At 42.6% G+C, this 12,043-nt stretch carries 12 protein-coding genes; 9 read left to right on the top strand and 3 right to left on the bottom strand.

All coding sequences use genetic code 11. The features are described 5' to 3' along the window. Nucleotides 1-148: 148 nt before the first annotated feature. Nucleotides 149-1,543 (top strand): L-cystine transporter, encoded by a 1,395-nt coding sequence (locus tag BM195_RS06965; protein ID WP_090235678.1) that lies wholly within the window; start codon nt 149-151, stop codon nt 1,541-1,543. Nucleotides 1,544-1,698: 155 nt separating this feature from the next. On the opposite strand, the gene BM195_RS06970 is transcribed toward BM195_RS06965, so the two are convergent. Beyond that, nucleotides 1,699-3,501 (bottom strand): DNA ligase D, encoded by a 1,803-nt coding sequence (locus BM195_RS06970; RefSeq protein WP_090235684.1) that lies wholly within the window; start codon nt 3,499-3,501, stop codon nt 1,699-1,701. Between the two features lie 102 nt (nt 3,502-3,603). Here BM195_RS06970 and ku point away from each other — a divergent pair, with 102 nt between their 5' ends. The 3 genes from ku to BM195_RS06985 all read left to right on the top strand — a co-directional run bounded on the left by ku (nt 3,604) and on the right by BM195_RS06985 (nt 6,883). After that, nucleotides 3,604-4,455, top strand: coding sequence for a non-homologous end joining protein Ku (gene ku / locus BM195_RS06975; protein WP_090235687.1), 852 nt, complete (start codon nt 3,604-3,606; stop codon nt 4,453-4,455). Nucleotides 4,456-4,644: 189 nt separating this feature from the next. Next, nucleotides 4,645-5,664: an acyltransferase family protein gene (locus tag BM195_RS06980; RefSeq protein ID WP_090235690.1), complete on the top strand. Its 1,020-nt coding sequence runs from the start codon at nt 4,645-4,647 to the stop codon at nt 5,662-5,664. A gap of 352 nt (nt 5,665-6,016) precedes the next feature. Further along, nucleotides 6,017-6,883, top strand: coding sequence for a sugar nucleotide-binding protein (locus tag BM195_RS06985; protein WP_244535689.1), 867 nt, complete (start codon nt 6,017-6,019; stop codon nt 6,881-6,883). A 183-nt stretch (nt 6,884-7,066) separates the two neighbouring features. Here the strand turns inward: BM195_RS06985 and BM195_RS06990 are convergent, their stop codons facing one another. Next, nucleotides 7,067-8,416, bottom strand: a complete 1,350-nt coding sequence (locus BM195_RS06990; protein ID WP_090235693.1) for a YjiH family protein — start codon at nt 8,414-8,416, stop codon at nt 7,067-7,069. Between the two features lie 187 nt (nt 8,417-8,603). Between BM195_RS06990 and BM195_RS06995 the strand changes: the two genes are divergently transcribed. The 5 genes from BM195_RS06995 to BM195_RS07010 all read left to right on the top strand — a co-directional run bounded on the left by BM195_RS06995 (nt 8,604) and on the right by BM195_RS07010 (nt 11,703). Then, complete coding sequence (locus BM195_RS06995) at nt 8,604-10,232, top strand: ABC1 kinase family protein (RefSeq protein WP_425283898.1); 1,629 nt, start codon at nt 8,604-8,606, stop codon at nt 10,230-10,232. A 15-nt stretch (nt 10,233-10,247) separates the two neighbouring features. Then, nucleotides 10,248-10,562: a phasin family protein gene (locus BM195_RS07000; RefSeq protein WP_090235699.1), complete on the top strand. Its 315-nt coding sequence runs from the start codon at nt 10,248-10,250 to the stop codon at nt 10,560-10,562. A gap of 136 nt (nt 10,563-10,698) precedes the next feature. Then, on the top strand, nt 10,699-10,842 hold the full coding sequence (locus BM195_RS18280; protein ID WP_170848178.1) for a hypothetical protein: 144 nt from the start codon (nt 10,699-10,701) through the stop codon (nt 10,840-10,842). Nucleotides 10,843-11,004: 162 nt separating this feature from the next. Continuing rightward, the gene (locus tag BM195_RS07005) at nt 11,005-11,301 is read left to right on the top strand and encodes a DUF5327 family protein (RefSeq protein ID WP_090235702.1); all 297 of its coding nucleotides are present in this window, start codon (nt 11,005-11,007) and stop codon (nt 11,299-11,301) included. A gap of 30 nt (nt 11,302-11,331) precedes the next feature. Beyond that, nucleotides 11,332-11,703 (top strand): DUF423 domain-containing protein, encoded by a 372-nt coding sequence (locus tag BM195_RS07010; RefSeq protein ID WP_090235707.1) that lies wholly within the window; start codon nt 11,332-11,334, stop codon nt 11,701-11,703. Between the two features lie 2 nt (nt 11,704-11,705). On the opposite strand, the gene BM195_RS07015 is transcribed toward BM195_RS07010, so the two are convergent. Continuing rightward, nucleotides 11,706-11,957, bottom strand: a complete 252-nt coding sequence (locus BM195_RS07015) for a hypothetical protein (protein ID WP_090235709.1) — start codon at nt 11,955-11,957, stop codon at nt 11,706-11,708. Nucleotides 11,958-12,043 lie beyond the last annotated feature (86 nt).

Genomic DNA, 12,043 nt, shown 5'->3' on the forward strand with positions numbered 1-12,043 from the left:
TACGTGTCCCTGTATATTATTAAAGCAAACTAATTTTATCGGAATTATATTACTTTAATTTTTCCGGAAAATAAAAACGTTTAGCAGCGTGTGGCAACCTGATAACTGCTGCATAAACTAAACGAATATACAGAAGGGGGAGGGAATCGTGGATACATTCTATATTATATTGAATGTGGCCGTTCTTGTCGTTCTGATCGGTCTGTTAATCCGCATGCAGCAAAAGCATTATTCGTTCAGTAAGCGTGTGTTTACGGGGCTTGGGATTGGAATCGTGCTTGGGGCCATTCTTCAGGCCATATACGGTACTGGCTCAGAGGTCTTGGAACAAACGACTGCATGGTATGACATTGTGGGGAGCGGCTATATCCGGCTGTTGATGATGATTGTTATACCACTAGTCATGATATCCATCATCCAGTCGATTATTAATCTTGAGAAGTCGTCTGACCTTGGGAAGATGTCCGGCTGGATTATCGGAATCCTGGTATCGACTGCTATGGTAGCAGCGCTTGTTGGTATCAGCAGTGCAGCGGTATTTAATTTGGATGCAAGTGAAATTGAAGTTGGCCAGGAAGAGCAGGAGCGTGGTTCAGCGTTGGAAACACAGCTCGGAGACGTAGAGGATATGACGACGCCTGAACAGATTCTGAGTTTCATTCCATCAAATATTTTTCAGGATATGACACAGGATCGTCCGACGTCGGTCATTGCGATTGTTATCTTTTCGATGATCGTTGGGATTGCTGTTTTGGGTCTGCGTCGAAAAAAACCGGATGAGGCAGCGTTATTTACGAAAGGTGTTAATGCAATATTCGCAGTCGTGATGCGGATTGTGACATTAATTCTGCGTCTGACACCATTCGGCATCATGGCGTTGATGGCAACAACCGTTGCAAACACGGATATAGCAGGCATTGTTGAGCTTGGTAAATTTGTAATCGCATCCTATGCAGCTCTGATTGTTATGTTCATTATCCATCTTGTACTGGTTGGGGTATTTGGCTTGAACCCAATGACGTATTTGAAAAAAGTGTTGCCGGTATTAAGTTTTGCATTTACATCACGCTCAAGTGCCGGAACAATTCCGTTAAATATACATGCGCAAAAAAATTCGCTTGGTGTTGATCAGGGAATTGCCAATATGTCAGCGTCATTTGGTGCCACCATCGGACAAAACGGCTGTGCGGGAATTTACCCTGCGATGCTCGCCGTCATGATTGCACCTTCAGTTGGAATTAATCCATTTACACCAGAGTTCATCATTCAATTGGTTCTGATTATTGGTATCAGCTCGTTTGGTGTAGCAGGTGTCGGCGGCGGTGCAACATTTGCAGCATTGATCGTGCTCTCATCAATGGGGCTGCCTGTTGCTCTGGCCGGTCTTCTGATTTCGATTGAAGCGTTAATTGATATGGGTCGTACAGCATTGAACGTAAATGACGCGATGCTTTCAGGCACTCTGACAGCGCGGATCATGAAAAAGCTGAATCTGAAAACATATAATGATAAAACGGCAATTGAACAGGAAACAGCCGTTTAATGAAAACAGCCGCTCCAGATTTGGGGGCGGCTTTTTATAGTGAGGTTTTGAGCCGAGTTTAAGAAGGTGCAAAATTCCAACTCGAGCGAGAACGGCATTAAAACGTGCGAGGATTGAACTCCAGTAGGGTGATTTTGGGCTCTTGACGAAAATCCTTATTTTCGAATCATTGCCAAGACGGCATCCATCACTTGTTTTTCACCCGTTTCAAAATACCTGGCAAAAGGACATCCGTCTGTTTGGATACGCTTAACTACATTATTAATCGTAAACGCATTCGGAGTCAGCTCCCTGCCAACTTCATCCCAAAACAATGGCGCAGCAACGGTTGCATCCTCGCGCTTTCTTGGTGAATAGGGTGCAACCAGTGTTTTATCTTTCCCATGCTGTAAGTAATCGATATACAGGCGATCACCGCGCTTTTTTTTAAACCGTTCCGTCGTAAACAAATCTGGATATCCCTTTTCCAGCGTCCGGGCAATGGCTTGTGTGAACACACCTGTTTCCTCGTAGGTCATGCTTTCATCCGGTATGGGAATGTGTACCTGAAGCCCTTTTCCGCCGGATGTTTTGACAAACGACACAAGCTTAAGATCATCCAGTATTTGCTTAAGAAATCCCGCTGCCTTCACCGCAAGCGAAAATGCCTCTCTGTCAGGAGGATCCAGATCAAAAACAATTTCAGACGGGTTTTCACGGTCAACCGTCTGAAAGGGAATATGGTACTCCACCGTCCCGTGATTGGCAAACCAGATGAGAGAATTTAGATGATTGCAGACAAAATGCATTTCTCCATTCTGCTTGATCCCTTTGATAAAATCAGGCGCATAATCCGGCAAATGTTTCTGGAAAAATGACTCTCCATCAACACCGTCCGGACAGCGGATAATGGTGAGCAGTCGCTCGTTTAGGAAAGGGAGCATGTATGGCGCAATTGCTCTCATGTAAACGAGCAGATCCCCCTTTGTCAGCCCCGTTGACGGCCAAAACATTTTATCCGTATTCGAAGGTTCAACAATTTCTGGCAGCATTGCAAGATCCAATTTCAGTTTTTCCCATGTACAATCGTCAGCTGCCTGATCCGTAAGTAACCGGTTGAATTCAGGTTCACGCAGCTCAGCACCCAACAAATCAAGTGTATGTATTTCAGCACAAATGGCCGGTGGGAGATGGTACCCGTCTTCTTCTTTCGTCCCCTTCGATAGAAACAAATCTCTCAAAGCAGTAAACGCCTCTTCATCAAGCCCGTGCTTGCATTTGCCGACTTCTGTAACCTCACCATCCCGGTAAACACAGACAGTAAAATAATCATTCTTCGGGTCATAAAATGTCAGGAACCCTTTAATTGTCCGCCAGTTTTTGATTTTAAACCAGTCATGATGTTTTTTGCCGGGCTGATATATACTGCTGCTGCGTTTGGCAACCATTCCTTCTCCTTTATGATTAAAAATGTCCTGCCACAGTGCGTTCGGATCTTTTGAATAGCCAACATAATAAAGATGCTGCCCCAGTTTATCCCTGCCATCAAAAATATCAGCAAGCTTTGTTTTTCGTTGATCAAATGTTTGTTCAGCCATTGCAGTGCCCTCACTCATCAGCAAATCAAATGCCATGAAGCTTGCCGGTCGCGCTGCTGCCATCTCTTCAATGATCTCGTTTTTTTTCAAGCGCCCGCGTTTTTGAATCAAAGAAAAATTCGCCTGATAAGCATTATTCTGGACGACCAATTCCCCGTCTATTTTGAGGGGTAACTCATTCTCAACGAGCGATTGCTGTTCTGTACATGTCTCAATGATCTCCGGGAAATTTCCGCTCAAATCAGTATCATTTCCGCTGACTAACCGGACCGAATCTTTTTCCCAAAGCAATACACATCGGAATCCATCATATTTTACCTCGTACACCCAATCCTTGCTGTCAGGAAAATCACTGCTGGGAATCGGCTTCATTAATTTCATATCAAACACCTCTGTCCATAAAATGCCTCACATAAAACGAAATATGCCAAGGATAAATTAACAGGGCAAAAGCCAAACTATACGAAAAAGGAGGCTTTTCTCATGCATACAATGTGGAAAGGAACGATCAGCTTCGGACTTGTGAATATTCCGGTGAAAATGCATGCCGCAACGGAAAACAAAGATGTAAAATTGCGGAATCTCCATAAGGAATGTCAAACGCCGGTCAAATATCAGAAAGTATGTCCGAAATGTGATCGTGAAGTTGACAATGATGAGATCGTCAAAGCTTACGAATATGCCAAAAATAAATTTGTTGTGCTCGATGACGAGGAACTGGAAAATTTAAAGAAAGAACAGGCGGATAAAGCTGTGGAAATTATGGATTTTGTCAATTTGGACGAGATTGATCCGATTTATTTTGAGAAAAGTTATTATCTCTCACCAAATGAAGGCGGGGCAAAATCATATGGGCTTCTCCGCTCGGCACTAGAAGATACCGGAAAAATCGGTATAGCGAAAATGATGATCCGCTCAAAAGAACAGTTGGCAGTCATCCGGATTTATCAGAATACCCTTGTTGTGGAAACCATCCATTATCCCGATGAAGTGCGGGATGTCAAAGATGTTCCGAACGTTCCGGAAGAAAATAATACAGAGGAAAAAGAACTGGAAACAGCGAAAATGCTGATCGATCAGTTATCAGCTGAATTCGATCCGGAAAAGTATAAAGATGAATACCGGACAGCCTTAATGGAACTGATTGAGCAGAAGAAAAATGGTGATGAGGTGACGACGGCTGAGGAAAAGCCTAAGCCGGATAATGTTACCAACCTGATGGATGCCCTTCAGGAATCTCTTGATCGAGCACAAAAAGACAAAAAGCCGAAAACCAAACGGAAAACAGCTAATACGAATACGTCATCTAAGGAAAAGAAAAAAGTGGCCAAATGACCACACCATTCATGGTATGCAACGCTTTGACAATAACCAATAAAGTGGCAGAAACATATCATTTTTTTCACTCCATTTACGATTTAATAACAACCTGATGAAATTTTCGGTTACCTGTCGTATTTCCGTTTCAAAAGGGGTATAGTAGCAGTGAAATGAGTATGATTTAAACGTAAAGGGATGAAGAATGTGGAGAGGAATGCGTATTTTGATAATGCCAAATTAATATCGATTTTCCTTGTCGTGTTTGGCCATGTGATTCAGCCATTCGTAGATGAATCCGCTGGCGTCAATACACTTTATCTCTGGATTTATACGTTCCACATGCCAGCATTCATTCTGCTGGCAGGTTTTTTTGCAAAGGGATCAGGGAATATAAAATATATAGCGAAATTAGCTCATAAATTATTGGTGCCATACTTGATTTTCCAGGTTATTTATACAGGTTATTATTTTCTGATTGGCAAAGACGGCTGGCAGGCGGAGATGTTTTATCCGCACTGGTCGTTATGGTTTTTATTCAGTCTGTTTAGCTGGCACATTTTGCTGGTATTGTTCAAAAAGGTGCCGCCTGCAATGGGGCTGTCCATTTCAATTGGAATAGGACTGATTGTCGGTTACTTTGGTGAAATCGGTCATACGTTCAGTCTATCGCGTACATTTGTCTTTTTCCCATTCTTCCTGATGGGTTACTGGCTGACAAAAACACAGGTAATGTGGCTGAAGCGGATCCAGCTCCGGGCAGCGGCTGTTGTCGTAATGACTGCTGTCGCGGTGGCAATTTACTTTGCGCCTGACTTTAACACGGGTTGGCTCTTGGCATCTAAATCATACAGCAGTTTAGGATTGCCGGAATATGGCATTATAGCAAGGTTGCTTGTTTATGTAACATCTGCACTTATGGCGGCCAGCGTATTAGCCTGGATGCCCCAAAAACGCAGCCGGTTAACTGTTTTGGGAACAAGAACACTTTATGTTTATTTACTGCATGGATTTTTCGTCCAATTTTTCCGGGAGTCAGATTTATTTGTCATTAATAGTGCTATAGACCTACTTGGGCTTGCTGTCATGTCAGCGCTGATCGTGCTTGTTCTGTCGAGCAGGCCGGTTAAGGGCATCTGGCAGCCAGTTGTCGAAGGAAAAATGTCCATTTTAAAAAACAAATATCATCAACGTCATGGCCGGAAACGGGAAAACGCCAGTGCCTAAAGGAAGCAGGACGAGTTTCCCGCATATGAAAAGGAATAAAGGCTAAAACGCAGACGTCCTCGAATAAGGAAAGCACTTTTCCTCGTGCGATGCATCGCTGTCGCAGCTTTCCTTGGACTGTGCCTGTGATTAATCTGCATAAGAGCGAAGAAGTTGTTTCATACAGCTCTTTTGCGATGATACAGGACCAAACGTGCAAGGCAGCAAATTCAGGCAAATATCCTGCTGCAAGTCTTTGCACCCGTATCGTACAGGTCTGAACAATCGGAGTGTTTGCGTCTGTTACCCCAACCGACCTGATTTGTTTCACACGTCTTGTTTCGGGGACGTGGGACATACGGATGGTTGCAGCGTGATAAATGGCAAATTTTTTGCAGGGGAAGGTGAGACAATGAAGGTGTGTGTATTCGGAGCAAATGGATATGTAGGTGCATCGGTTTACCAATTGCTGAAAGAGACACCGGATGCAGATGTGGTTGGAACGTACCTGGAAAATCCGGCAGTGTTCAATGACTTGGATAAATTGGATATAAACCAGCCAGAGTCATTTTCGGCGTTTTATAAACAGACACAGCCGGATGTTGTGGTCTGGTCGGTCATGAACGGACCTTATGAAGATGAGCTGATTCATGAAGGGCTGACACATTTAATTACCCATATCACACCACAAACCAAACTGGTGTATGTTTCGTCGGATTTTGTTTTCACTGAAGGAAATGGGCCATATGATGAAGACGCTCCAATGTCCAAATTGCCTGAGGATCATAAGTTAAGCACATATGCGAATGCCAAAGTCAAGGCAGAATATTTCATTTCTAAGGAATTGTCTAATTATGTTATTTTGCGGGCAGGTCCGATCTATGGTAAAAATAAAATCGGTAAATTGGATGAACGAACCGATCAATTAAAATATCAGCTGCGTTCAGGGAGCACTGTAGCTTATCGGGATGATTTGATCAGGACATTTGTTCATATCGATGATCTGGCAAATGTCGTGACGGAATTTGTGCAAAATAATGTGACAGGTGTCTATCATGCGGGACCGGATAAACGTTACAGCTTCTATGAATTTATGCAGCAAATAGCTGAGCAGCTTGGGTATCATAAAGATTTGGTTGAAAAAGCTTCCGAGCATGAAGAAGCAGATGAAGAAATACCTAAAAATACGTCATTAAAAACTGAAAAAATAGCGAACGTTATGAAACAAACATTCCGTTAAGTCCGTATTATAGATAACCCCCTTATAGTACGACAAAAACACCCCTCGCCATTTTGTGATGGCTGGGGTGTTTTTATGGTATGACATGTTAAGAAAGTTTAGCACGCGCTGGGGACGAGGGTGGCGATGAGTTTTGCTAAAAATCGTCCGTTTCGCACCTGCACATCTGGCCGCTTGTGGTTCCTAAAATATAATATGCGCAATCAGCGTGATGATCGGCAATGTTATGATGGTCCGTATCAGAAATATAAAAAACAGATCCTTAAATGAAACTGGAACTTTGGAACCGAGCAGCAGTCCGCCGACTTCTGACATATAAATTAATTGGGTCACAGATAAGGCTCCAATAATAAATCTTGTTATTTCTGCCTCTATCGTTGCGCCAATGATAGCAGGAAGGAACATATCCGCAAAACCAATCAGCATTGTCTCAGATGCTGCCTGTGCATATGGCACTTGCATCAATTCTAAAAGCGGAATAAACGGAAGCCCAAGCCAGCTGAAGAGCGGTGTATATTCCGCAATCATCAGAGCAACCAAGCCGAATGCCATGACAATCGGCGCAACACCCATCCACATATCGAGGATATTCTGGCCGCCTTCTTTAAAAAATTTATAAACACTTGTCTCCTTCCCTGATCTGTCCAGCGCCTTCTTATAGCCAAATGTAAAACTGTTATAGCCCTCGGGAATCTCTTCTTTAATTCCGCTTGCTCCTTCCGTTACATATGTGTCAGGTTTTCGTGACAGTGGCGGAATCCGCGGCATAATGAGTGCTGCAATAAATCCTGCTAAAATGACCGTTAAATAAAATGGAACAAACATATGGCCAAGGCCGACTTCGCTGATGACAACGAGCGTGAACGTAATCGAAACCACAGAGAACGTCGTGCCAATCACAGCAGCCTCACGCTTCGTGTAATAGCCTTCCTCATATTGCTTGCTCGTCATCAGAACCCCAATCGTTCCGTCACCGATCCATGATGCAAGAGAATCAATTGATGAACGGCCTGGAAGCTTAAATAATGGCCGCATAATTTTTGTCATTAAGGTACCGAACAAGTCCAGCAAACCGTAATTCATTAATAATGGCAAAAACAATCCGGCGAATAAGAAGACGGCAAACAGGACATGCAATAAGTCCCCTAAAAGCAACTGACCGGTATCGGCACTGTGAATGGCTTCAGGCCCCAGCCGGAAAAATACCATCACGGCAAATACAGCTGCCACAACCCGGGTGACTGTCCAAAAAGTGCTTTTATAAAACAGCTCCTGAAAGAAAGGTGTTTTGGCAAAAGCATCTGAACCTTTTATTCTGGCTATAACCGTCAGAACAGCTGTCAGGACAATGATTATCATCATGATGGCTGAAAGTTGACCGGCTAATACTTCCTGGATCCAATCAGCTAAAACAGCAATCGGGATTGTCATGCCTTCCCCAGTGCTGACCGGTGTCATAAACAGGAATATCCCAATTACCGACGGGATAATAAATCTCAAATGATCGCTTATGTTATATGATTTCTTTTCCATCATTTCCCCCCTCACAAAATTCCCCTTTCCTTATTATATAATTATATAGGAAGTCATGTATGCTGACTAGATGAAATTTTAAAAGGCTTTCAATATATTTCAATCATATTAAAAAATACCTGTGAATATACCATAATGTACGGTGTATGTGTTTAAAACAGTCAAAAAACGGGAACAGGCTGGTGGGGTGTTGGGATTGGGCGGTTCTCTGAAATATAACAGTATTTATCGGTGCACCATGATCATATGGATGACCATTAAATTTATCGTACAAATTTACTTTTTTCACATTAGACATTCTATTTGGGATCATCGTACGAGAGAAAAATGGAACATATTAGTCGCCGGTCAGGCAAAAGAATATCGGACGAAAGCAGCTGAAATGGGCGGTGTCATGATTAAGGCAGGGCAATTTCTAAGTACGCGGACCGATTTTATGCCGGATGTTTTCATTAAAGAGCTGTCCAGGTTGGTTGATCAGGTACCACCCATGACATTCGATTATGCGACAAACCTGCTTGAAGAGGAGTGGGGGACTTCTGTACATACTTATCTAAGGACAATGGACAAGTCTTCGGTTGCTTCCGCTTCAATCGGTGAGGTTTACCGCGGGATATTAAAGGATGGTTCCCCTGTTGCGATTAAGGTACAGCGCTACCGTATTGAAGATATTTTTCATATGGATTTTATTGCCTTAAAAATTGTTTTTCGGATTATATCAATCTTTACATCATTCGGAAAAAAAGCAGATTTACATGGGCTGTACCAGGAACTGATCGATGTGATGGATAAGGAGCTTGACTTTGAGCAGGAACGTATTTATGGCAAATACTTTAAAAATCGCTACAAAGACAATCAGGCTGTTTATATTCCAGCATATTATGACAGGCTTTGCACCAAAAAAGTGCTTGTCATGGAATGGGTGGATGGTGCGAAAATCACTGATTTTGATTTTATACAGCAGCACAATATTGAACCCGGAGAACTTGCAAAGACACTGTTTGATTTTTATTTCGACCAGTTTTTGAATCAAGGCTACTTTCATGCAGATCCGCATGCAGGCAATATCCTGGTTCAGGAAGATGGAACCATCAGCATTATCGACTTTGGGATGGTCAGTGACATCCGGAAAAAAGACACACAATATTTCAGGCGGCTATTTCAGGGAATGATTATGGATGATTATGATACAGTCCTGCAGACATTGGATGAGATGAACTTTATCCTGCCGAATGCCAATAGGAAAAAATTGAAAGCCATGATTCAGGAAACCATTGATCTATATGAGAATGGTGCATTTCAGCAAATGGATGCCCAATTAATGGATCAGCTTAAAGAAGACATTCGGATTTTCGTAAAAGAGCAGCCAATCCAATTATCAGCAGACTATGCGTATCTTGGCAGAGCAATCTCCATCATTTTGGGGATACTCATCCACATTTATCCTGATATGGATCTTGAAAAATGGGTAAAACCTAAAGTGAAGCAGTGGTTTGGTGGTAAAAAGCTGACTGATTCGGTATATGCAGAACTGGCCAAAGAAGCAGCAAAACCTTTCCTGTCCTTTCCTCGGGCCATGTTAAGTTGGTTGGAGAACGGGGAAAAAGATAGGCAATGGGAGAAGGAACAACGGCAGATTAAACAGATGCATCAGTTTTATTTGCTCGTGGAAAGTGCCCTATTCATTATACTGCTTGTCAACATTGGAATTTTCGTTTATATACGTGACTTTTATACAGTTGGCGGAACTATAACGGGCTTGCTGCTGCTTAGCTTCCTGGTTGTTTTATTCAAGCATTACCGGTTCATTCAATAAAAAAGGAGTGTTATCATGAGTGATTTTTTAAAAAAGGGATTTCTTTTAGGGCTTGGTGCTGCTGTTACCGGAAAGGAAAAATTAGAAAAAAAGCTGCAGGAGATGGTTGAAAAAAATGAATTGACGCAGGAGCAGGCAAAAACAGTTATGCATAAATTTATGGATAAAGGTGAAATGAAAACAGACGAATGGCATACGAAACAATTTGAACAGACCCAGCAGATGGCAAAAGATCTTGGATTGGCGACCAAAGAAGATATCAACGAACTGCGTGCTCGTATATCAGAATTGGAAACACAGCTGTATGAGCAGGAGCGGCAAGAACATTGAAAGATTTTGCCGAAAGTTGTCGGTTATCAGTATATTTTGTAAATTGAAAATTCGGTATTGATTCTTCAGGAAAATATCAGTATAATTAAGTTGGAATTAAATAAGGATTTTGTCATTGTAGGGGGATTGCAGCATTATGGAGAGCTTTTTGCAAGTACAAGAAAGTGTGGAAGAGCAGCTTGGCAGGGAGCTTCAAGACAATGAGCTTGCCTTTCTGCAATGGGTTTATGAACGCTATACAGAGGAAGAAAAACGAAGAGTAAATGTAAGTCAATATTGATAAAATAATCAAAAAGTCTTGGGTGTGTTGCCAAGGCTTTTTGTATGGGCAGGAAACAGGACGTGTTATACTGGTTATGAAGTATTTTTCAAAGGCCTGATGCTGGGAAGTCGGATTTTAAGTGAAGCAGTGAAAGGCCTGTAAGCAAAAGGAGTGGTCAATATGGCAGTTGCAACCGATACGATTCTGCAAAAAATGAAGCGGGAACTAGCAGAGGCACAGCAAATGTCTGCTAGTGCAAGTGGTGTGGCTATGAAGAAACATATTGCCAATATCCAGCTTCTTTGTGAATTATTATTGGAAGAGCAATCTGCTTCTGGAACGGATTCCGAACATGATATGACAGGAGCAGAGATGAAAGCAATGATGGGTGAAAAAGCTGCTGAACGTACGTCGAAACCGTTACGCAGAACGCTCGACCATGATGAAGCAAACGGCGATTCCATATTTGATTTTTAATGAGTGGGATGAAGCGAGAGGAGCATCAATATGAAATTATTTCTGATTCTCGGGGCGGCTAATGGCTTTCTGGCAGTTGCCCTCGGAGCATTCGGGGCACACGGGCTTGAAGAAAGACTGTCAGAAAAAGCATTAGGGACTTGGGAGAAAGCAGTCAATTACCAAATGTTTCACACAGTGGCTCTGCTTGTTACCGGACTTCTGCTGGCGAAAATGCAAAGCGGAGGAATGATCTGGGCAGGCTGGCTGTTTTTGGTTGGGATAGTGCTGTTTTCCGGAAGCCTTTATATTTATTCCATCAGTGGCATTAAAACATTTGCCATGATTACGCCCTTTGGCGGTGTAGCCTTTTTAATCGGCTGGGTGCTGCTGGGATATGCTGTCATTAAATATGTACAGTAAAGCTACATCAGGAAAAAGAGAATAGTGGCCAAAACCATCAGCATTCCTGCTTTCACAAATTGTTTGATGCCATCAATAGGTTTATTTGTGTTGAGGTGAAGAAAACCTTCGCAAAACATGCTGAATGCGAGCAGGTACACACAAAGCAAAATAATGATCACATATCCCTGCACGATTGCGATCAGTCCAATAATGACAGCTAGTGCCAGGGCCAGCAATTCTATGCGTATGTATTTTTCATATGGACTTCGCACAACAATTGCCCCCTTTGCAGATAAAGTGAAACTTCATTCAGCGATGCGTCCTTCCTCGCTGAATGTTAGTTAAACAGAATCGGACC

It is taken from the genome of Lentibacillus halodurans, assembly GCF_900112045.1.
GTDB lineage: Bacteria > Bacillota > Bacilli > Bacillales > Amphibacillaceae > Lentibacillus > Lentibacillus halodurans.

Bases quoted from the DNA above. Each gene is read 5' to 3' on its own strand.
- BM195_RS07005 (WP_090235702.1), top strand. From the start codon at position 11,005: ATGGCAGTTGCAACCGATACGATTCTGCAAAAAATGAAGCGGGAACTA.
- BM195_RS07010 (WP_090235707.1), top strand. From the start codon at position 11,332: ATGAAATTATTTCTGATTCTCGGGGCGGCTAATGGCTTTCTGGCAGTT.
- ku (WP_090235687.1), top strand. From the start codon at position 3,604: ATGCATACAATGTGGAAAGGAACGATCAGCTTCGGACTTGTGAATATT.
- BM195_RS07000 (WP_090235699.1), top strand. From the start codon at position 10,248: ATGAGTGATTTTTTAAAAAAGGGATTTCTTTTAGGGCTTGGTGCTGCT.
- BM195_RS06970 (WP_090235684.1), bottom strand. From the start codon at position 3,501: ATGAAATTAATGAAGCCGATTCCCAGCAGTGATTTTCCTGACAGCAAG.
- BM195_RS18280 (WP_170848178.1), top strand. From the start codon at position 10,699: ATGGAGAGCTTTTTGCAAGTACAAGAAAGTGTGGAAGAGCAGCTTGGC.
- BM195_RS06990 (WP_090235693.1), bottom strand. From the start codon at position 8,416: ATGGAAAAGAAATCATATAACATAAGCGATCATTTGAGATTTATTATC.